Here is a 21,221-nt window from a genome sequence, read left to right on the forward strand (position 1 = left end):
GAATCCTACGGTGTCCACGGCTTGGAAGCGGAAACCCCTGTCCCACAGGGGATACTGGCTGCATGGCACGTGACGGCAGGCCGACCGAGATCTTCGTCAGCTACTCCCCGGCCGACACGGCCTGGGCCACCTGGATCGCATGGGAGCTCGAGGCGGCGGGCTACCGGACGATGATCCAGGCGTGGGACTTCGTGCCGGGCACCAACTTCATCGACTTCATGGACCGCGGCGTCAGCGAGGCGCAACTGGTCGTGGCGGTGCTCTCGCGCAACTACCTGACCTCCCGCTACGGCCGGATGGAGTGGCAGGCGGCGCTGCGGGCCGACCCGGACAACCCCTCCAACAAGCTCGTCACGATCAGGCTGGAGGACGTCCGGCTCGAGGGTCTGCTGTCCACGATCACCTGGGTCGATCTGCTGGGCGTCACCGACCCGGGGCAGGCCAGGGCGCTGCTGCTGGGCAGGGTGCGGGAGGCGCTGGCGGGCCGGGCCAAGCCGGAGGCGGCGCCCGCGTTCCCCGACGGCTCCGGCGTGCCGGCGCCCGCGCCGACGCTGCCCGAGCCGGGCGAGCGGGCCAGGGCGCGGCGCACGCCCGTGACGGCGCCGAAGTTCCCTCCGGCGGCGAAGGCCGACCGGGGACGCGAGTCGATCAGCGTGCTGCACATCGGCGGCCCCAGGTTCGGCAGGGCGCTGCCCGATCCCGGCGAGCCGTTCACGCCGGAGGACATGCAGGCGCGGATCTGGGCGGATCTGACCGCCATGTACGACCGGGGCATGCCGCGTCCCGACCTCATGGTGGTCAGCGGCGACCTGACCGAGTCGGGCAGCCTGGGGCAGTTCGGGCAGGCTACGCGGTTCGTGACCGACCTGCGGCTGCTGATCGGGCTGGAGCCGCACCGGCTGGTGCTGCTGCCCGGGCCGCGCGACGTGACCAAGGCCGCGGCCAGCGCGTACTTCATGACCTGCGAGGCCGACGACGTGAGCCCGCAGCCTCCCTACTGGCCCAAGTGGCGGCATTTCGCGGGGCTGTTCGGCGAGGTGTACCAGGGGCTGGACGACCGGGTGTTCGACGGCGGGCAGCCGTGGACGCTGTTCGAGGTGCCCGACCTGAAGGTGGTCGTGGCGGGGCTCAACTCGACGATGGCGATGAGCCATCTGGAACGCGACGCGTACGCGCTGCTCGGCGAGGCGCAGGCGGCCTGGTTCGCCGAGCGGCTGCGGCCGTACGAGGAGGGCGCGTGGCTGCGGCTGGGCGCGATCGGGCATCCGCCGGGCGAGCTGCGGGACGCGCCGGCGTTCGAGCGGCTGCTGGCACACCGGCTCAACCTGCTCTTCCACGGGGGCGCGGCCGAGGCAGCCGGGGGGCGGATCGCGGCGCCACGCTCCGGGCGGCACCACGTCGTCGAGATCACCCCTGAGGGGCTGCGCACGTGGCTGCCGGACGGCGGCGAGCCCGAGCTGGTCCCGCACCGGTGGAGGGCCGTGCGGGCCACGTTCACCGGCGAGAGCCCGTCGGCCGAGCCGCCCGCGCCCAAGCCGGACGAGCGCGCGCCCAGCCCGGTCGAGCTGCTGCTCGACCGGATCGCGGAGGTCTGTGAGGCCAGGCACGAGCGGGCCAGGATCCGCAGGTTCGACTCGCATCTGGTGGTCACCCACCCCGAGGACGGCTTCGTCCGCCAGACGCTGATCGGCGCGCACGTGGGCGAGCTGACCGAGAGCGCCACCGACGGGTTCGTCCGGCAGGCGCACGCCACCGGCCTGACCGCCGAGCTGGTCTACCAGGGCCCGCCCGCCTCCCGGGCGCTCCGCGACGACCTGATGCGCAAGGGGGTGCGGCTGCGCAGCTTCCCCGAGTTCCAGGGGCTGCTCGACCTGAGCGGCTACGTCACCGAGCAGACGGCCCGGCTGACGACCGACCGCCGCTACCCGCCCGGCCTGTACGTGCCGCAGCGCTACCGCGAGCTCGACCGCCCGGGAAACCAGATCAAGCAAGGGCTGACCGACGAGCTCATGCGGCTGCTGGCCACCGACCACGGCCGCTTCCTGCTGCTGCTCGGCGACTTCGGCCACGGCAAGACGTTCGCACTGCGCGAGCTGGCCCGGCGCATCCCGGCCGAGCTGCCGCACCTGACGCCGATCCTGATCGAGCTGCGCGCCCTGGACAAGTCGCACTCGGTGGACGCGCTGGTGGCGGCCCACCTGGCGAGCCACGGCGAGGAGTTCATCGACCTGAAGGCGTTCCGCTACCTGCTCAGGCAGGGGCGGATCGTGCTGCTGTTCGACGGGTTCGACGAGCTGGTGACGCGGCTGACGTTCGACCGGGCGGCCGATCACCTGGCCACGCTCTTGGCGGCGGCCGATGACAAGGCGAAGATCGTGGTCGCCAGCCGTACGCAGCACTTCAAGTCGCACAGCCAGGTGCTGACCTCGCTCGGCGAGATGGTCGGGGTGCTGCCGCAGCGGCGGGTGCTCAGCGTCGAGGACTTCACCCACGACCAGATCCGTTCCTACCTGGCCAACCGCTTCGACGACGGCGACGAGGCCAGGGCGCGCATGTCGCTGATGAGCGAGATCGCGGACCTGCTCGCGCTGGCGCAGAACCCGCGCATGCTGACCTTCATCGCCGACCTCGACGCCGACCGCCTGCGTACGGTGGCCGGCGCCCGCCACACGATCAGCCCCGCCCTGCTGTACGACGAGATCCTCAGCTCCTGGCTGGCCTTCGAGGAGCGGCGGGCCAGGGTCCCCGGTTCGGCCGCCGCGCTGACCGTCGAGGAGCTGTGGCGGGTGGTCACCGCGCTGGCGGTGCGGCTGTGGGACACCGGCGAGTCGCTGCTGGGCGTGGACGAACTGACCGAGATCGGCGAGACGCTGACCGACCTGTCCGACGGGCAGCTGTCGGCGGCGCACGCCGCGTACCGGATGGGCTCGGGCAGCCTGCTGGTGCGGACCGAGGAGGGGATGTTCGGGTTCATCCACGCGTCGGTGATGGAGTGGCTGATCGCCCGCCACATCGCCCTGGACAACCTCGCGCTGCTGTCACGCAGGCCGCTGTCGGCGCTGACCGTGGAGTTCCTGTGCGACCTGGCCGACGTGCGGGCGCTGCGCGCGTGGGTCGCCGATCCGCCGGGCGACGACGTGTCCAGGGCCAACGCGGTCAAGATCTCGGCCAGGCTGCGCACGCCCGCCCGCGCCGACCTGCGCGGCGCCAACCTGAAGGGCGAGGACCTGTCGGCCAGGGACCTGCGCGAGGTGGATCTCACCGGCGCCGACCTGTCCGAGGCCACCCTGGCGGGCACGAACCTGTCCAGGGCCACCCTGCGCGAGGCCAGGCTGGTCGGGGCGCGGCTCGACGGCGCGGCCCTGACCGGCGCCGACCTGACCGGCGCCGACCTGTCGGGGGCGCGGCTGGCTCAGGTGGACCTGAGCGACGCGGCGGTCGAGGGCGCCCGCTGGCACCGGGCCTCCCTGATCAACGTGACCGGCACGCTGCCCCACCTGCCCGGCGCGGCGGTGGTGCCGGGCCGGCCGGTGGAGGTGGAGTTCGCGCCGGCCGGCATCGGCGTCCCGTACGGCTACCACTTCCAGACCAGCCGCCTGCCCGAACCCATCGCCTACAGCCCCGACGGCGCCACGATCGCGATCGGCAACGAGGACGGCGGCGTGCTGCTCTGCGTCGGCGGCGCGCCCGTGCGCACCCTGCAGGGGCACCGCGGCCGCGTCTTCGCGGTCACGTTCGCCGGCGACCTGCTGGCCACGGGCGCGAGCGACGGCACCCTGGTGCTGTGGGACGCCCTCACCGGCGAACGCCTGCGCCGGCTGACCGGCCACGCCGACGGCGTCTGGCCGGTGCGCCTCAGCCCTACGGGCGACCTGGTGGCGGCAGGAGGCGGTGACGGCGTCGTCCGCGTGTGGGAGACCGCCACCGGCCGGCTCGCGCACGAGCTGGGCGGGCACCGGGCGCCGATCTACACGGCGTCGTTCGGCCGCTCCACGCTGGTGACGGGCGACGCGGCCGGCGTGGTGCGGGTCTGGGACCTGGCCTCGGGGCAGGTGAAGGAGACGCTCGAGGGCCACCGCGGCAGCGTCTACCGCGTCGTGCACAGCCCGGACGGCCGCCTGCTCGCCAGCGGCGACGAGGCGGGCACCGTACGCCTCTGGGACACCGCCACGTGGACGCCGCTCCACGTGCTGACCGGGCACGCGGGCAGCGTCTACTGTGTGACGTTCTCCCCCGACGGCTCGCGGCTGGCCACGGGGGACACGGCGGGCGGCGTACGCGTGTGGGAGGCGTCGGGCGAGTCCCTGGGCGTGCACACCACGCACGCGGCGGCCGTCTACCAGGTGACGTTCAGCCCCGACGGGCAGACGGTGGCCAGCGGCGACTCCGGCGGCGTGGTCCGGATCCAGCGGGTCGGCGGCGGGCAGCGGGTCGAGCTGACGGGGCACCGCAGCTCGGTCTGGCCGTTCGCGTTCCGGCCCGACGGGCAGCAGCTGGCCACCAGCAGCAACGACGGCACCGTACGCCTGTGGGACCCCGAGTCGGGCAAGTGCCAGCGGGTGCTGCGCGGGCACGGGCGGCGCATCTCGTCCGTCAGGTTCAGCGCCGACGGGTCGATGCTGGCGACCAGCGGCAACGACGGCGTCGTCCGCGTGTGGGAGCCGCGGACCGGGCGGCGGCTGCGGGAGTTCACCGGCACGGCCGACCGGCTCATCTCGGCCCTGTTCTCCCCCGCGGGTCCGGTGCTGGCCACCTCCAGCAACGACGGCGGCGTGCACTTCTGGAACGCCACCACCGGCGACTACGAGCGCGAGCTCCACGCCGAGACCGACCACGTCTGGGCCGAGGCGTTCAGCCCCGACGGCAACCTGCTGGCCACGGCCAACGACGACGACAGCGTCAGGATCTGGTACCGCCCGACCGGGCGGCTGTCGGTCAACCTGGCCGACCACCGCGGGCGGGTCCGCTCGATCGCGTTCAGCCCCGACGGCGAGTACGTGGCCACCGGCTGCGACGACAAGCTCGTACGCCTGTGGCACGTCGCCTCCGGCGGCCGGGTGGCCACCCTCGAGGGGCACACCGACCGGGTCTACTCGGTGGCCTTCTCCCCCGACGGCCGCCATCTGGCCAGCGCCGGCAACGACGGCCGGGCCATGCTGTGGGAGCTGCGCCCCGGCCAGGCCTGGCAGCCCCGGCTGCTGCGCGAGCTCCGGCACGAGGGGCGGCTGTGGAGCCTGGCGTTCGACGCCTCGGGCGACCGGCTGGCCACCGGCGGTGACGACCTGGTGGTGCGGGTCTGGGAGACCGCGACCGGGCGGACGCTGCACGAGCTGGCCGGGCACGCCCGCCGGGTGTGGTCGGTCGCCTTCAGCCCCGTCTCCGACCTGCTGGCCAGCGCGGGCGACGACGGCGTGGTGATCCTCTGGGAGGGCGGCGAACGGCGGGCGACCCTGCTCGGGCTGGCCGAGGGGTGGGCGGCGCTGGCTCCCGACGGGCGCTACAAGGTGCAGGGGGAGCCTGCGGGGCAGTTCTGGCACGTCATCGGGATGTCGCGGTTCGAGCTGGGCGAGCTCGACCCGTACCTGCCGGGGGTGCGGCAGGTGCCACTCGACTCACCCTTCTGAGGCCCGCCGCCTGCTCGGGTGACGGCCCCGCTCAGCCGCGGGCGGCGCGCCTGGTCAGCTCCTCCCAGACCTCGTCCACCCGGGCGTCCAGCTCGTCGAGCGTGCCCTCGTTGGAGATCACGATGTCGGCCACGGCCAGCCGGTCCTCGCGGCTCGCCTGGGCGGCGATGCGGGCCTCGGCGTCGGCCGCCGGCATGCCGCGGTGCTCGGCCAGGCGCCTGATGCGGGTCTCGTCGGACGCGTCGACGACGACGACCACGTCGTACATGGGGGCCAGGTTGTTCTCGGCGAGCAGCGGCACGTCGTACACGGTGATCGCGTCGTCGGCCGCCCGGCTCTGCAGCTCCGCCACCCGCTCGCCCACCAGCGGGTGGACGATCGCGTTGAGCGCGGCGAGCCGCTCGGAGTCGGCGAAGACGATGGAGCCGAGCTTCTCCCTGTTGAGCGACCCGTCCGGGCGGAGCACCTCGTCACCGAACACGCCCACCACCCTGGCCAGCCCCGGCGTGCCCGGCTCGACCACCTCGCGCGCGATCCTGTCGGCGTCGATCACGACGGCGCCCCTGGCCGCCAGCCGTTTCGACACCTCGCTTTTGCCGGATCCGATCCCGCCCGTGAGCCCTGTTTTCAACACGGGAAAAGCCTACGGGGTCATCATCGAAGGTATGACGTCCACGATCGTGCGGGCCGCGCACGAGCAGGCCGCGGCCGTGGGAGACGACTGGGTGGGGCCGCAGCACGTCGTCCTCGCCCTGCTGTCGGGCGACTCCGTGGCCGCGCGGGTGCTGGCCGGGGCGGGGCTGGACCGCGACCGCGCGCTCGAGTGCCTGCCGCAGCACGCCAAGCCCGCGCACCGGGCGGGCGGCTTCGCCAACCCGCACCTCTACAAGCTGTACGGCATCGCGACCGGCCTGGCCCTCGCGGCGGGCCACCGGACGCCCTCGCCGGAACACTGGCTCCTCGCCCTGGCCTACGACGTCGAGGTGGACCGGGACCCGACGACGCTGCACCTGTTCGGGGTGGATCCGGCGGCGGTGGTCGAGGCGCTGCGCGAGCACGGGGTGCGGCCGCCGCCGCTCGCGCCGTCCGTGTACGTGCCGTGGCGGGGCCGCCACCAGATCGTCGTGCCCGCCTCCTCGCTCCAGCCCGTCCTCGACCGGCTGAACACCGAGCACCCCGCAGGCTCGGAGTGGCGATGGGGGTGGAACTGGGTGGACGACGACATGGGCCGCGCCGTGATCACCGCCGAGGAGGGGATCGATCTGGCTGCCTACGCAGGTGGACCAGCGTCAGGTGATCGTCCATCCGCTCCCGGTGGGTCTCCCGGTAGCCGAGACGACGGTAGAGCTTGAGGTTGGCCTCGGACAGGTGCCCCGTGTACAGGTCGAACGCCTCCGCCTGCGGCACCGCCTCGTGCAGGGCCGTCAGCAGGGCCGTGCCGAGACCCTGGCCCTGCCGGTCGGGCGCGACGACCAGGCGGCCGACCAGGCAGGTCGTGCCGGACACCTGCCCGCGCACGGCCCCGACGATCCGGCCGGCGTCGAGCGCCTTGAGCACGACGGCGCTCTCGATGACCTTGCGGACCTGCTCGAGCGACTCGACGAGCGGCGGGATGTACGGGTCGCCGTACAGCTGGGCCTCGCTCACGTAGGCCGCCCGCTGCACGGTGAGGATCTCGCCCGCGTCCGCCGCCACCGCCCGTTCGATCAGCACGCGCAGCACACTACCGCCACTCGTCACGAATACATGCCCGCACTCAGCTCTTTGGGGCAGAAGGTGTCCTTCTCCGGCAGAACGCCGTTGACGAGGTAGTCGTGCACATGTGTACGCAGGCAGGTCGCGCGGAGCTTGTCCACCCCCTGGAGCAGGTACGCGCCGGGCCCGTCGCCGTGCCACAGCACCCGCGCCCCGGGGATCTCCCCGAGCGGCTGGGCGGAGGGGTCCAGCCGCCCGGCGCCGACCAGCACCGGCCGCCCGTTGCGCACGTCCGGCGCGTGCGGGGGCCAGCTCGGGGCGCCCTGCCGCGGTATGCCCAGGCAGCGCGCGACCTCGTACCGGCCGGCCAGCCACCCGACCCGCGGCGCCACCTCGCGCAGCCGTGACTCCATGGCGAGGAAGCGCCGGTAGCTCGGCACGGCGGGCATGAAGTCGTGGCAGAACATGGAGCCCGTCACCGTCCCTGGCGGCGTCGGCGCGGTCACGGTGGCCATCGCGGCCAGCGGGCGCGCGTCGCCCTCCCTGGCCGCGGACAGGGCCCGGGCCAGCTCCGGCCAGTGCTTCGGGGCGAGCCCGGCGTTGACGGCGGCCAGCAGCCGCCTGATCTTCACCGTGCGCCCGGGTCCGGCGCTGAGCGGTGTGCTGCGGCGCAGGTCGTCGAGGACCGACACGGCGTCATCGTCGTGGAGCGAGCAGGCCAGGCTGCTCCTGCACCAGTCGCGGAAGGCGATGAGCCGCCGCTCGTCCGCCCGCGCCTCGGCGGTCAGCCGCCGCTCCAGGCCGGGCTCGGTGTGGTCGAACCCGCCCTCGAGGTACATCCGACCGGCCCGGTGCGGGAACAGCTCCAGGTACGCCTGCCCGAACACGGCCCCGTAGGAGGAGCCGAAGTAGCGCAGCCGCGGCTCGCCGAGCGCTTCGCGCAGGGCGTCGAGGTCGTGGGCGACCTGCCAGGACGTGAGGCCGGCGTAGCCGGGCCCGGCGGCGTCCCTGCAGCTCCTGTCGTAGGCGGCGTTGTCGCGGGCGTAGGAGCGCCATCCAGCCTTTCCAGGGGCGAGGAGCAGGCGCAGCGGGTCGGGCTGGGCCACGGAGCAGCGCACCATGGCCGCGCTCCCCCGGTCGCCGAGCCCGCGCGGCTCGACGAGCACCACGTCGAACCACCTGGTCAGCTCGCTCACGGTGTCGGGCTGGGCGCGGACCGCCTCGATGGTGGGCCCGTAGCCGGTGTTCACCACCAGGGCTCCGAAGCTGTGCTCCGGGTCCTGCGCGGGCATCAGGGCGAGGTCGATCTCGGTACGGGCCGCGTGCGGCCTGGCCCAGTCGACGGGCACGGACAGCTTCGCGCACCGCAGCCCGTCGCCGCAGTCCTGCCACTGGGGCAGGGCCGCGGAGGCCCCGCCCGTCGCCGCCGGCGAAACGGCGGCCACGGCCGCCAGAACGCCCGTCACCAGGATGGTCACCCGCTGAGCCTTGCCCACCGCATCGCCCCTGAGCGTCGTAGGTGTCGACAGCGCAGGTCAGTCTGGCAGCGCCGGGCCCGGAGGGCGGCGGGCTCGCGGGGACCTCCAGGTAAAATCTGCGACCCGCTCAGCGGATCGCCCGGAAAAAGGCTCGTATGCCCGCCACCAGGCCGTCCGGCGCCGCCATGGCGACCATGTGGCTGGGGCTGTGGGCGTCGCCCCAGTAGACGATGTCGTTGTCCCGCTCGGCGATCCGCCGCATCAGCGCGGACCCGCCGTGCGTCACGCCGGTCGGCACGGCGCTCTGGTGGATCGGCAGCCCGGCGGCGCCCTCGTAGTACGTCCACGACGACGACGCGCCGGTGTCCGTCAGCCAGTAAAGGGTCGCGTTGGTGAGCACCAGGTCCCGCTCGATCGGCTCGGCGCCCGAACCCCACCCGTCGAACTCCTTGAACCTCTCCACCAGGTACGCGAGCTGCGCCACGGGCGAGTCCGCGAACCCGTGCGCGAGCGTCTGCGGCCTGGCGGCCAGGTAGGGCCCGTACCCGCTGCCTCCGGTCATCCAGGCGGACATCTCCTGGAGCTCGTCCAGCTCCTCCTTGCCCAGCCCTTCGAGCTCTGCGGGGTCCCCGGTGGGGATGCCGAGCCCGGCCGTGATGAGCGAGCCGACGACGTGCTCGCTGTCCAGCACGGCCAGCTGCGGCGTGACCAGCGCCCCTGCGTCGTTGCCGTGGGCGCCGTACCGCTCGTACCCGAGTCTGCGCATGAGCTCGGCCCACGTGCGGGCCACCCGCTCGATGCTCCACGGCCGCTCGTCGGCCGGCTCGGAAAGCGGCCCGGAAAACGGCCCGGAAAACGGCTCGGGGAACGGCCCGGAAAACGGCTCGGGGAACGGCGAGAAGCCGAAGCCCGGGAGGGAGGGCGCGACGACGTGGAAGGCGACGTCGGGGTCGAGCCCGTGCCCTCGGGGATCGGTGAGCGGGCCGATGACGTCGAGGAACTCGGCGACGGAGTTCGGCCAGCTGTGTGTGATGATCAGCGGCAGCGCCCCGGGTTCGGGCGAGCGGACGTGCAGGAAGTGGGTGGTCTGTCCGTCGATGTCGGTGGTGAACTGCGGGAACGCGTTCAGCCGGGCTTCCTGTGCCCGCCAGTCGAACCCGTCGGCCCAGTACTCGGCCAGCTCCCGCAGGTACGCCACGGGCACGCCTCGGCTCCACCCGCCGGGCAACTGGCGCGCCCACCTGGTACGCCGCAGCCGCGCCCTCAGGTCGTCGAGGTCTTCCTGGGGAACGGCGATGCGGAATGGCTTGATCTCTTCCATGCCGATGACCATAGGAGCCAATGCGGAAAAGTAGATTCCGCATTCCCCGAGACACAGGGAGAGAACGCGGAAGGCCCCGCACCACAGTCGGTGCGGGGCCTTCCGGAAACGGGTCAGTCAGACCAGATCGTCAGCTCTGGCCGCCGGCGAGCTTCTCGCGCAGAGCCGCGAGGGCCTCGTCGGAGGCGAGGGCGCCACCGGCCGGGCTCGACGAGGAGCCGCCCGAGGGAGCCTGCGTCTCGCCGCTGTAGGAGGAGGGAGCAGCCTCGCCCGCCTCCGCCTCGGCCTTGCGGGCCTCCTCGATCTGCTTCCTGTGAGCCTCGAAGCGCTGCTGGGCCTCGGCGTACTGCCGCTCCCACTCCTCACGCTGCTTGTCGAAGCCCTCGAGCCACTCCCCGGTCTCCGGGTCGAAGCCCTCGGGGTAGATGTAGTTGCCCTGGTCGTCGTAGGTGGCCGCCATGCCGTAGAGGGTCGGGTCGAACTCGACCTCGGTGCCGACACCCTCGTTGGCCTGCTTCAGCGAGAGGCTGATGCGGCGACGGTCGAGGTCGATGTCGATGATCTTGACGAAGATCTCGTCGCCGACCTGGACGACCTGCTCCGGAATCTCCACGTGGCGCTCGGCCAGCTCGGAGATGTGGACCAGGCCCTCGATGCCCTCCTCGACCCGGACGAACGCACCGAACGGCACCAGCTTGGTGACGCGGCCCGGCACGACCTGGCCGATCTGGTGGGTGCGGGCGAACTGCTGCCACGGGTCTTCCTGGGTGGCCTTGAGCGACAGGGAGACGCGCTCGCGCTCCATGTCGACGTCGAGGACCTCGACCGTGACCTCCTGGCCGACCTCGACGACCTCGGACGGGTGGTCGATGTGCTTCCAGGACAGCTCGGACACGTGGACCAGGCCGTCGACCCCACCGAGGTCGACGAAGGCGCCGAAGTTGACGATCGAGGAGACGACGCCCTTGCGGACCTGACCCTTCTGGAGGGTGTTGAGGAACGTCTGGCGAACCTCGGACTGCGTCTGCTCGAGCCAGGCGCGGCGCGACAGGACCACGTTGTTGCGGTTCTTGTCGAGCTCAATGATCTTGGCCTCGAGCTCGCGGCCGACGTACGGCTGCAGGTCGCGGACACGGCGCATCTCGACCAGGGAGGCCGGGAGGAAGCCACGGAGGCCGATGTCGAGGATGAGACCACCCTTGACGACCTCGATGACGGTGCCGGTGACGATGCCGTCCTCGTCCTTGATCTTCTCGATCGTGCCCCAGGCGCGCTCGTACTGGGCGCGCTTCTTGGACAGGATCAGGCGACCCTCTTTGTCCTCCTTCTGGAGAACCAGGGCTTCGACGTGCTCTCCGACCTCCACGACGTCAGCTGGGTCGACATCGTGCTTGATCGAAAGCTCGCGCGAGGGAATGACACCCTCGGTCTTGTAGCCGATATCGAGAAGAACCTCGTCTCGATCGACCTTGACGACGGTGCCCTCGACGATGTCGCCGTCGTTGAAGTACTTGATGGTCTCGTCGATCGCCGCGAGGAAGGCTTCCTCGGACCCGATGTCGTTGACCGCTACCTGCGGGGTGCTCGAGGTGGCCTCAGTGCTGGACGTCATGTGTGGAATTGCTCCGAACGCGGACAGGATGTCGATGTGGCGGATGCGCGGCAGGCCCTCTTCCGCATCAAGCCGAGGAATTACGACATCGACGTGACCGAGCGCGAGCCCGCTCCGTCTGAGGCGCGCGCGAGCCCACAGCGCAGCGATCAGCATATGAGACCATCGCCATGCGGTCAATCCGGGGGGCCATCAGTAGGCGATGACCTGGAGCCCTCGCTTGGCGACGATATTACCTCGAAGTTTCTCCGGTATGGAGATTCGCTCCCGGTCGCCATCGGAGACGTAGCGCTCGCCAGGGTGCTTGTTCAGCCATTGCAGCCAGTACTCCGAGCACCACTTGCGGCACTCGCCCTTCTTGCCGTTGCTCTGGATCCGCTGGATCGCTCCCCTGTCGAATTTTTTCGCGTAGGGCGAAAGCGACGGCTCGGCTCCGGCGAGGAACACACCGGCGAAATCATAGCGGGTGCCGTCCCATGACCCGGTGCGGGCGAGTTTCTTCGGCCGCGGGATCGAGCCGTACGGTAACGCCATGGTCGTGGAGGGCGGCGCGCCGAGCTTCTTCAGCAGGCGCTCGATCCGCACGATCTGCTCGCTGACCTTCTTCTTCCCGAGCGCGCGCAGGTTGGGGTGGCGCCAGGTGTGGTTGGCCACCTCGTAGCCGTGGTCGACCAGCCACTTCACCGCGGCCGCCTGGGCCTCCTGGTCGACCAGCCCGAACGGCTCCCGGTTGATCCAGAACGTGGCGACCGGCCGGAACGACGGGTATTTCCTGGCCACCTCCTGGATGATGCCCACCGCCGTGTCGGGCTTGGGGTTGCCGCTCGCGTCGAGCGCGAAGTGGCTCGGGTGCCCGTCGTCGAAGGTGAGCACGACGGGGAACTTCCCCGCCGGCACCCTGATGTCGCCGGCGGCGAACTCCCTGGCGGTGATCGGCACGTAGCCCTGCTTGGCGAGCTTCTCCAGCTCCTTCCTGAGCTGGTCGGGCGTCCGGTCGATCGAGGCCAGCCGCTTGGCGAGGATCCGGTGGTACATGAGCACCGGCACCAGCCCGGCCTCGTTGGCGTGCACCTGGCGGGCGAAGTCGGGGGTGGCCACGACCCCCGGCGGCTCACCCGCCGGGGAGGGGCTCGGCGGCTCGACGCTGCCCTGGACCTTCGCCATGGCCCTGGCCTGGGCGTGCGGACGTTTTTCGTCCGGTAACAGGCTCAGGCCGATGACGGCCACCGTGACCACCACGATGTTCGCGATGCCGATGATCCGCGTGAGGGGCGCTGAGGTCTGCACAGAACTCCCGACCAATCGGTGAAATTACGTTCAGGTTAGTGCAGCCCTACCCCAAAAAATCAGTGTCCTGCATCCTCCCAGGTCCGTCCCACGCCCACGGAGACCTCCAGCGGGACCCGCAGGTGGTAGGCGGCGTTCATCTGGTCGCAGACGAGCTGCTTGAGCTGCTCCAGCTCTCCCGACGCCACCTCGAACACGAGCTCGTCGTGGACCTGCAGGAGCATCCTGGAGGTCAGCCCCTCCTCGCGGATGGCCTGGTGGACGTGGAGCATGGCGACCTTGATGATGTCGGCGGCCGAGCCCTGGATGGGGGCGTTGAGCGCCATCCGCTCGGCCATCTCGCGGCGCTGGCGGTTGTCGCTGGTGAGGTCGGGCAGGTAGCGGCGGCGGCCCATGATCGTCTCGGTGTAGCCGTCGGAGCGCGCCTGCTGGACGATGGCCTGCAGGAAGTCGCGTACGCCGCCGAACTCCTCGAAGTACTCCTCCTTCAGCGCCCGCGCCTCCGCCACCGGGATGTTGAGCTGCCCGGACAGCCCGAAGTCGGACAGGCCGTAGGCCAGGCCGTAGTTCATGGCCTTGATGCGGGCCCGCAGCTCGCCGTCGATCTGCTCGGGCGGCAGGTCGAACACGCGCGCGGCGGTGGCCTGGTGGAAGTCGTGGCCCGACTCGAAGGCCGCGATCAGCGACTCGTCGCCCGACAGGTGGGCCATGATGCGCAGCTCGATCTGGCTGTAGTCGGCCGTCAGCAGCGTCTCGTAGCCCTCGCCGACCACGAAGCCCTGGCGGATCCGGCGGCCCTCGGCGGTCCGGATCGGGATGTTCTGGAGGTTGGGCTTCTCCGACGACAGCCGGCCCGTGGCGGCGATGATCTGGTTGTAGGTGGTGTGGATGCGCCCGTCGTCGGCGATCTCCTTGATCAGGCCCTCGACGGTGGTGCGCAGCTTCTGCTGGTCGCGGTGGCGCAGCATGATCGTCGGCAGCTCGTGCTCGGTCTGCGTGGCCAGCCACGCGAGCTGGTCGGCGTCGGTGCTCCAGCCGGTCTTGATCTTCTTCGTCTTGGGGAGGTTGAGCTTGACGAAGAGGATCTCCTGCAGCTGCTTGGGCGAGCCCAGGTTGAACTGCTCGCCGACGGAGCGGTGCGCCTCCTCCACGGCGTGCTTGACCGCGGCCCCGAACTCGGCCTCCAGCCCCGTGAAGTATTCGCCGTCGACCGCGATGCCCGCGCGCTCCAGCTCGGCCAGCACGGCCAGCAGCGGCAGCTCGACGTCGGTCATCAACTGGGTGCCGCCGCGCCCGGCCAGGAAGCGCTCCAGCGCCTCGGCCAGCTCGCGCACGGCGTGGGCGCGCAGCGCGAGGTCCTTGGCCGGGGCGTCCTCGTCGTCGCCGAACAGCGCGGCCTGCCCGGTGGACTCCTCCTCGGCCCGCAGGTCGCGGTTGAGGTAGCGCCTGGCCAGGTCCTCCAGCGCGAACGTGCGCTGGCCCGGCATCGCCAGGTAGGCGGCGAGCGCGGTGTCGCAGCTCAGGCCGCGCAGCTCCATGCCCTGCGCCCAGAGCGCCAGGATGGGACCCTTGGCGTCGTGGACGGCCTTGGGCCTGGCGTCGTCGGCCAGCCAGGCCCGCAGGGCCGCCTCGTCGGCCTCGGTGAGCTTGACGGGGTCGATGTGGGCGGCGGTGCCGTCGGGCGAGGCGATGGCGATGCCGTCGACGCGGCCGGTGCCGCTGCCGTAGGCGCCCTTGAAGGCCAGCCCGGCCCGGCCCTCGGGCAGCGCGGCCAGCCAGCCCGCCACGCGGTCGGGGCCGAGCAGCACGGTCTCGACCTCGAAGCCCTGGTCGGGCTCCTGCTCGCCGGAGCCGAACACCTTGAACACCCGCTCGCGCAGCTCGCCGCGGAACTGCAGGCTGTCGAAGAGCTTGTTGATCTCCTCGCGCTCCCAGGCGCCCTGCGTGAGGTCGCCCAGCTCGACGTCGAGCGAGACGTCGCGGAGCAGCTCGGTCAGCCGCCGGTTCATCAGCACCTGGGCGACGTGCTCGCGCAGCTTGTCGCCGACCTTGCCCTTGACCTCGTCGACCCGGTCGACCAGCGCGGTCAGCGAGCCGAACTCGCGCACCCACTTGGCGGCGGTCTTCTCCCCCACGCTCGGGATGCTCAGCAGGTTGTCGCTGGGGTCGCCGCGCAGGGCGGCGAAGTCGGGGTACTGGGCCGGGGTCAGGCCGTACTTCTCCATGACCGCCTCGGGCGTGAACCTCGTCATGTCGCTGATGCCGCGTCGCGTCATCAGGACGGTGATGTGCTCGTTGACCAGCTGCAGCGCGTCGCGGTCGCCGGTCACGATCAGGACGTTCATGCCCTGCTCGGCGGCGCGGGTGGCGAGGGTGGCGATGAGGTCGTCGGCCTCGAAGCCGGCCTTGGACAGCCGCGGGATGCGGAACGTGTCGAGCAGCTCGAAGATGAGCTGCATCTGACCGCGGAAGTCCTCGGGTGTCTCGCTCCTGTTGGCCTTGTAGTCGGAGTACGCCTCATGGCGGAAGGTCGGCTCCGACCGGTCGAAGGCCACCGCCACGTGGGTGGGCTGCTCGTCGCGCAGGACGTTGGTCAGCATCGAGGTGAACCCGTAGACCGCCTCGGTGTGCTGACCGTCGGTGGTCATCAGGTTGGCGTCCTTCAGCGCGAAGAACGCGCGGTAGGCCAGGGAATGCCCGTCAAGCAGCAGCAGGCACGGGCGGCTGGGGGTCACTTCACTCTTCGGCACACACGCAGCCTAGTCTGCGTGTGCGACAGAAAACCCGAGCTCGGAAGAGTGGAGACGTCCCTTTGACGCAGACCAACCCCCTGGACTTCTCGGCGTACGGCGCCGCGCACGAGGGCACGCTGCCCGACCGCATGGGCATCGAGTTCATCGAGGCCGGCCCCGAACGGGTCGTGGGCCGGATGCCGGTCGAGGGCAACACCCAGCCCTTCGGCCTGCTGCACGGCGGGGCCTCGGCGGTGCTGGCCGAGACGCTCGGCTCGGTCGCCGCCGCCATCCACGCGGGTCCCGAGCGCATCGCGGTGGGCATCGAGATCAACGCCACCCACCACCGCCCGGCGACCTCGGGGTACGTCACAGGGGTCGCGACCAGGCTGCACGGCGGCCGGACGCTGGCGACGTACGGGATCGAGATCACCGACGAGCGGGGAAAGCTCATCTGCACCTCCCGCCTCACCTGCATGTTGCGCGACAGGTGAAACTGCGCTCTCTTTGCGCACCAGACCCGCGGGTCGCTACGGTGGTCCGAACGCGAGCCCGCGGGATGGCCCAGTAGATAACGTGTACGGCCGGGGAAGCCCTACACGGCCCCAACAGCCGACCCGCGGGCTCGTCCAGCTTTCCCGCCGATCGTTACCCATTCGTATCCGCCGAGCGCCAGGCGTCTACCCCGATTTAGCCCCTGACCAGGCTCGTTGTTTCCTCACATGAGTGACACACACATGTCACTAATTGGTGACGAACGATAGTGAACCGGGCGGCACCAGAATAAGCTCCCGCCACAGCATCCCAGTTGTGCCTGCGATGCGCGCGTGTCGAGACGGAGGGGTCACAACCCCTTCTTGACCTACTTGAGGGAGCACCATTGCGCAGAGCCGTGATCGCGTTCACGGCCTTTCTGGGTGGACTCATCTTCCTGCTGGCCGGACCCGCCCATGCGGATACGGCCGACTGCCAGGGACTGAGGGGAACACTCAAACTCCAAGGCCAGCCAGTGAACGGCGCCAAAATCGCCGTGACCACCGAGAGCGGACAACCCGTCAAGGAGGTCACAAGCAACGCACAGGGCACGTGGGACGTTCAGGTCGACAAGCCAGGTAAATACAAGGTCACCCTGGATGTCAGCAGCCTTCCGAAGAATGCCGACGTGCGGGGCGGCAACAACGTCCGCACGCCGACCGTCTACGAGGGCAACTGCTCCACGGTCCTGTTCGCGCTCCAGCCCAAGGGCGCCCCGGGTCAGCAGCCGGCGGACACCGACGGGGAGACCACGTTCTGGGAGCAGGCCGCCCAGCTGACGTTCGAGGGGCTCAACCTCGGGTTGATCATCGCCCTGGCGGCGCTCGGGCTCTCCCTCATCTACGGCACGACCGGCCTGACCAACTTCGCCCACGGCGAGCTGGTCACGCTCGGCGCGATCCTCGCCTACGCGTTCAACGTGGGCTTCGGGCTGCATCTCATCCCCGCCGCGGTGATCGCCGTCGCGGTCGCCGGCGTACTGGGGTACCTGCAGGACCGCCTGTTCTGGGGCGTGCTGCGCAAGCGCGGCACCGGCACCATCGCCATGATGATCATCTCGATCGGCGTGGCGCTCCTGCTCCGCTACGTGTTCCTGATCTTCTTCGGCGGCCAGAACGAGGCCTACGCGCAGTACACCGCGCAGCCGGGCATCGAGCTCGGCCCCATCACGGCGGCCCCGAAGAACTTCGTCGCCATGGGCATCGAGCTCGCGGTCCTCATCATCGTCGGCATCGCGCTGCTGCGCACCCGCACCGGCAAGGCGGCCCGCGCCGTGGCCGACAATCCCGCGCTCGCGGCCTCCTCCGGCATCAACGTCGACCGGGTCATCCGGATCATCTGGGCCTCGGGCGGCGCCATCGCCGCGCTGGCGGGCATCATGCTCGGCCTCTCGCAGAGCCTCAAGTACACGATGGGCCAGGACGTCCTGCTGCTCATCTTCGCCGGCGTGACGCTCGGCGGGCTCGGCACCGCGTTCGGCGCGCTGGTGGGCTCGCTCGTGGTCGGCCTGTTCGTCCAGGTCTCCACCCTGTGGGTGCCGCCGGAGCTCAAGTCCGTCGGCGCGCTCGTCGTACTCATCATCGTGCTCCTCGTCCGGCCGCAGGGCATCCTGGGCCGCCGCGAGCGGATCGGCTGATCGGGGGAGGATCAGAATGGACTGGATCACGATCATCAGCACCACCCTCAAGGCCGCGGTTGGCGTGGAGACGGTGCTGTACGGAATCGCCGCCATCGGACTCAACATCCACTTCGGCTACACGGGCCTGCTCAACTTCGGCCAGGCCGCCTTCATGGGCGTGGCCGGCTACGGCCTGGCGGTCACCGTCACCGTCATGGGGCTGCCGTTCTGGGTCGGCATCCTCGTCGGCCTGGTCGCCGCCGTGCTCCTGGCGATCCTGCTGGGCATACCGACCCTGCAGCTGCGCGCCGACTATCTCGCCATCGTCACCATCGCGGCCGCCGAGATCGTCCGGCTCATCTTCCGCTCGGTGGCGTTCAAGGACGTCTTCGGCGGCTCCGACGGCCAGCGCGGCTTCTCCGACGGCTTCTACGCGCTCAACCCCTTCTCCGAAGGGCAGTACGGCTTCAACCTCGGCCCCGTGCCGCTGTTCTTCAACAACCGGCAGCTGTGGGTCATCCTCGTCGGCTGGGTGCTCATCGCCCTGGCCTGCACCATGGTCTACCTGCTCATGAAGAGCCCCTGGGGCCGCGTGCTCAAGGCCATCCGCGAGGACGAGGACGCCGTGCGCAGCCTCGGCAAGAGCGTGTTCTCGTACAAGATGCAGTCGCTCATCCTGGGCGGCGTCATCGGATCCCTGGGCGGCTTCATCTACGGCCTGGCCTACGCCTCGGTGCAGCCCGACGTGTTCGGCACCGAGACCACGTTCTACATGTACACGATGGTCATCCTCGGCGGCGCCGCCCGCGTGTTCGGCCCCGTCATCGGCTCGATGATCTTCTGGGGGCTCCTGGTCCTCATCTACGGCGTGCTCTCCGAGGCGGTCGGCGCGGGGTACATCACCTTCATGGACACCAACCAGGTCGGCGCCCTGCGCTGGATCCTGGTCGGCCTCGGCTTGATCCTGTTGCTCATCTTCCGGCCACAGGGCATCTTCGGTGACAAGAGGGAGATAGCAATCGATGCACGCTGAAACCAACACTCAGGCGGGCACCTCCGAGCGCAAGGCCGCGGCCCTGGCGGCGTTCAAGGACCTGGCGCACGATCCCGGCGTGCCCAAGCCCGACCCCATCCTCGTGGTGGACAACGTGGTGCGCCGCTTCGGCGGCCTGACCGCCGTCGAGGTGGGCCACATCGAGATCCAGCGCGGCTCCATCACCGCGCTGATCGGCCCCAACGGCGCCGGAAAGACCACGTTCTTCAACCAGCTCACCGGGTTCGACACGGCCGACTCCGGCTCGTGGACGTTCAACGGGCGGTCGATGAACGGCGTGCCCGCGCACAAGGTCGCCCGCGCCGGCATGGTGCGCACGTTCCAGCTCACCAAGGCGCTGTCCAAGCTGACGGTCATGGAGAACATGCGCCTGGGCGCCCAGCAGCAGAAGGGCGAGAACTTCTTCCGCGCGCTCGTGCCGAGCCTGTGGCGCGGCCAGGAGGACGAGATCACCGAGCGGGCCGAGGAGCTGCTCACCCGCTTCAAGCTCGACGCCAAGCGCGACGACTTCGCCGGGTCGCTCTCCGGCGGCCAGCGCAAGCTGCTGGAGATGGCCCGCGCGCTCATGGTCCAGCCCGAGCTGGTCATGCTCGACGAGCCCATGGCCGGCGTCAACCCGGCGCTGACGCAGTCGCTGCTCGGCCACGTCAAGGACCTGCGCGAGCAGGGCATGACGGTGCTGTTCGTCGAGCACGACATGGACATGGTCCGCGACATCAGCGACTGGGTGATCGTCATGGCCCAGGGCGCCGTCATCGCGGAGGGCCCACCCGGGACGATCATGTCCGACGAGCGCGTGATCGACGCCTACCTCGGCGCTCACCACGACGCGCCCCTGTCGGAGAGCGAACTGACGGCCCAGCTCCACGAGGCGGAGGCGGCGCTGGAGGCCGAGATCGAAGAGGAGACGCAGAAGTGACCGTCCCCGAGCCCGCCCAGTCGAAGGCGGCCGTCACCGACCGCAGCGCCCACCTGGAGGGCGCCAAGGACGCCGTGCTGCGCTGCGACGAGCTGATCGCCGGCTACCTGCCGGGCGTCAACATCCTCAACGGCTCCGACCTCTACGTCAAAGAGGGCGAGCTGATCGGCATCATCGGCCCCAACGGCGCCGGCAAGTCGACGCTGCTCAAGGCCATGTTCGGGCTGGTCACCATCCGCAGCGGCACGGTGCTGCTCAAGGGTGAGGACATCACGAACATGAAGGCCCACTCCCTGGTCTCCCGCGGCGTCGGCTACGTGCCGCAGACCAACAACGTCTTCCCCAGCCTCACCATCGAGGAGAACCTCGAGATGGGCGCCTTCCAGGTGCCGGGGAAGTTCAAGGAGCGCTTCGAGTTCGTCGCCGAGCTGTTCCCCGCGCTCAAGGAGCGGCGCAAGCAGCGCGCCGGGTCCCTGTCCGGCGGTGAGCGGCAGATGGTGGCGATGGCCAGGGCCCTCATGACCGAGCCGTCCGTGCTGCTGCTCGACGAGCCGTCGGCCGGCCTGTCGCCCAAGCTGCAGGACCTGGTGTTCATCCAGGCCCAGCAGATCAACAAGGCCGGCGTCACGGTCATCATGGTCGAGCAGAACGCGCGCCGCTGCCTGCAGATCTGCCACCGCGGCTACGTCCTCGACCAGGGCCGCAACGCCTACACCGGCACCGGGCGGCAGCTCGCCAACGACCCGAAGGTCATCGAGCTGTACCTCGGCACGCTGGCCAAGGCGTAAATCCCGATCAAGACGGCGAAGGGGCTGTTGTCAGCCCCTTCGCCGTTCTTTAATGAGCGCTGTGAAACGTTTGGCGACAGTCGCGCTCATGCTTCCCGTCCTGCTCGTCGGCTGCCAGGACAACGCCTCGTCCGCGTCCAAGTACAGCACCGGCGGCGATCCCACCGACAGCCCGTGCGCCCGCGTGGTCTCCGCCATCGGGTACGCCAACCTCATGCTGAAGCCCAAGGGCCAGGAGGACCAGCAGTACTTCGAGGACGCCGTGATCGGCCGCCTGGCCGAGCTGCGCGGGATCACCATGGAATTCGGCGACCGGCTGCCCGACTCCCTCAAGGGGGCCGTACAGACGGTCAAGACCACGACCGCGGGGCTGGCCAGGAACGACGTGCCCCGCAAGCGGCAGGTGGCGCTGCTCAAGCAGTACCGCGTGGCCGCCGACGAGATCGTGGCGGGATGCAGATAGCGAGAAGGGCCCGGCCGTGGCGGGGGCGGATTCCAGGGGTCGTTGCAACACGGCTTGTCAGCTGGCTTCGGTCAGGAGCTTAGCGAGACGCTCGGC

The 21,221-nt window shown here is 70.5% G+C and carries 15 protein-coding genes; 8 read left to right on the plus strand and 7 right to left on the minus strand.

The window, feature by feature from the left end:
* The first annotated feature begins 62 nt into the window (after positions 1–62).
* A complete protein-coding gene (locus AB0J64_RS48665) occupies positions 63–5,624 on the plus strand; it encodes a TIR domain-containing protein (RefSeq protein WP_364043311.1) in 5,562 nt (1,853 codons plus the stop codon).
* 31 nt (positions 5,625–5,655) lie between these two features.
* On the opposite strand, the gene coaE is transcribed toward AB0J64_RS48665, so the two are convergent.
* The gene (gene coaE / locus AB0J64_RS48670) at positions 5,656–6,258 is read right to left on the minus strand and encodes a dephospho-CoA kinase (RefSeq protein WP_364043313.1); all 603 of its coding nucleotides are present in this window, start codon (positions 6,256–6,258) and stop codon (positions 5,656–5,658) included.
* Between the two features lie 31 nt (positions 6,259–6,289).
* Here coaE and AB0J64_RS48675 point away from each other — a divergent pair, with 31 nt between their 5' ends.
* Positions 6,290–6,976: a Clp protease N-terminal domain-containing protein gene (locus AB0J64_RS48675; RefSeq protein ID WP_364043315.1), complete on the plus strand. Its 687-nt coding sequence runs from the start codon at positions 6,290–6,292 to the stop codon at positions 6,974–6,976.
* On the opposite strand, the gene AB0J64_RS48680 is transcribed toward AB0J64_RS48675, so the two are convergent.
* The 6 genes from AB0J64_RS48680 to polA all read right to left on the minus strand — a co-directional run bounded on the left by AB0J64_RS48680 (position 6,864) and on the right by polA (position 15,767).
* Positions 6,864–7,334, minus strand: coding sequence for a GNAT family N-acetyltransferase (locus tag AB0J64_RS48680; RefSeq protein ID WP_364043333.1), 471 nt, complete (start codon positions 7,332–7,334; stop codon positions 6,864–6,866). The two genes, AB0J64_RS48675 and AB0J64_RS48680, sit on opposite strands and share 113 nt — an antisense overlap.
* A 26-nt stretch (positions 7,335–7,360) precedes the next feature.
* Positions 7,361–8,815: an alpha/beta fold hydrolase gene (locus AB0J64_RS48685; RefSeq protein WP_364043317.1), complete on the minus strand. Its 1,455-nt coding sequence runs from the start codon at positions 8,813–8,815 to the stop codon at positions 7,361–7,363.
* Between the two features lie 109 nt (positions 8,816–8,924).
* Positions 8,925–10,118, minus strand: a complete 1,194-nt coding sequence (locus tag AB0J64_RS48690) for an epoxide hydrolase family protein (RefSeq protein WP_364043319.1) — start codon at positions 10,116–10,118, stop codon at positions 8,925–8,927.
* Positions 10,119–10,248: 130 nt separating this feature from the next.
* Complete coding sequence (gene rpsA, locus AB0J64_RS48695) at positions 10,249–11,730, minus strand: 30S ribosomal protein S1 (protein WP_357598304.1); 1,482 nt, start codon at positions 11,728–11,730, stop codon at positions 10,249–10,251.
* 192 nt (positions 11,731–11,922) lie between these two features.
* On the minus strand, positions 11,923–13,017 hold the full coding sequence (locus tag AB0J64_RS48700) for a polysaccharide deacetylase family protein (RefSeq protein ID WP_364043321.1): 1,095 nt from the start codon (positions 13,015–13,017) through the stop codon (positions 11,923–11,925).
* 59 nt (positions 13,018–13,076) lie between these two features.
* A complete protein-coding gene (gene polA / locus AB0J64_RS48705) occupies positions 13,077–15,767 on the minus strand; it encodes a DNA polymerase I (RefSeq protein ID WP_364043323.1) in 2,691 nt (896 codons plus the stop codon).
* Between the two features lie 80 nt (positions 15,768–15,847).
* On the opposite strand from polA, the gene AB0J64_RS48710 reads away from it, so the two are divergent.
* The 6 genes from AB0J64_RS48710 (at position 15,848) to AB0J64_RS48735 (ending at position 21,125) form a co-directional block, all read left to right on the plus strand.
* Positions 15,848–16,243 carry a hotdog fold thioesterase gene (locus AB0J64_RS48710; protein WP_364043335.1) on the plus strand — a complete coding sequence of 132 codons (396 nt, stop codon included), beginning with the start codon at positions 15,848–15,850 and terminating at the stop codon, positions 16,241–16,243.
* A 515-nt stretch (positions 16,244–16,758) separates the two neighbouring features.
* Complete coding sequence (locus AB0J64_RS48715; protein WP_364043325.1) at positions 16,759–17,919, plus strand: branched-chain amino acid ABC transporter permease; 1,161 nt, start codon at positions 16,759–16,761, stop codon at positions 17,917–17,919.
* 16 nt (positions 17,920–17,935) lie between these two features.
* Positions 17,936–18,934, plus strand: a complete 999-nt coding sequence (locus AB0J64_RS48720) for a branched-chain amino acid ABC transporter permease (RefSeq protein ID WP_364043327.1) — start codon at positions 17,936–17,938, stop codon at positions 18,932–18,934.
* Positions 18,924–19,874 (plus strand): ABC transporter ATP-binding protein, encoded by a 951-nt coding sequence (locus AB0J64_RS48725; protein WP_364043329.1) that lies wholly within the window; start codon positions 18,924–18,926, stop codon positions 19,872–19,874. The genes AB0J64_RS48720 and AB0J64_RS48725 overlap by 11 nt, the downstream gene beginning before the upstream one ends.
* 53 nt (positions 19,875–19,927) lie before the next feature.
* The gene (locus AB0J64_RS48730; RefSeq protein ID WP_364043337.1) at positions 19,928–20,662 is read left to right on the plus strand and encodes an ABC transporter ATP-binding protein; all 735 of its coding nucleotides are present in this window, start codon (positions 19,928–19,930) and stop codon (positions 20,660–20,662) included.
* A gap of 88 nt (positions 20,663–20,750) precedes the next feature.
* Complete coding sequence (locus AB0J64_RS48735; RefSeq protein ID WP_364043331.1) at positions 20,751–21,125, plus strand: hypothetical protein; 375 nt, start codon at positions 20,751–20,753, stop codon at positions 21,123–21,125.
* Positions 21,126–21,221: the final 96 nt, after the last annotated feature.

This window comes from Nonomuraea sp. NPDC049695, from assembly GCF_040674955.1.
GTDB lineage: Bacteria > Actinomycetota > Actinomycetes > Streptosporangiales > Streptosporangiaceae > Nonomuraea > Nonomuraea helvata.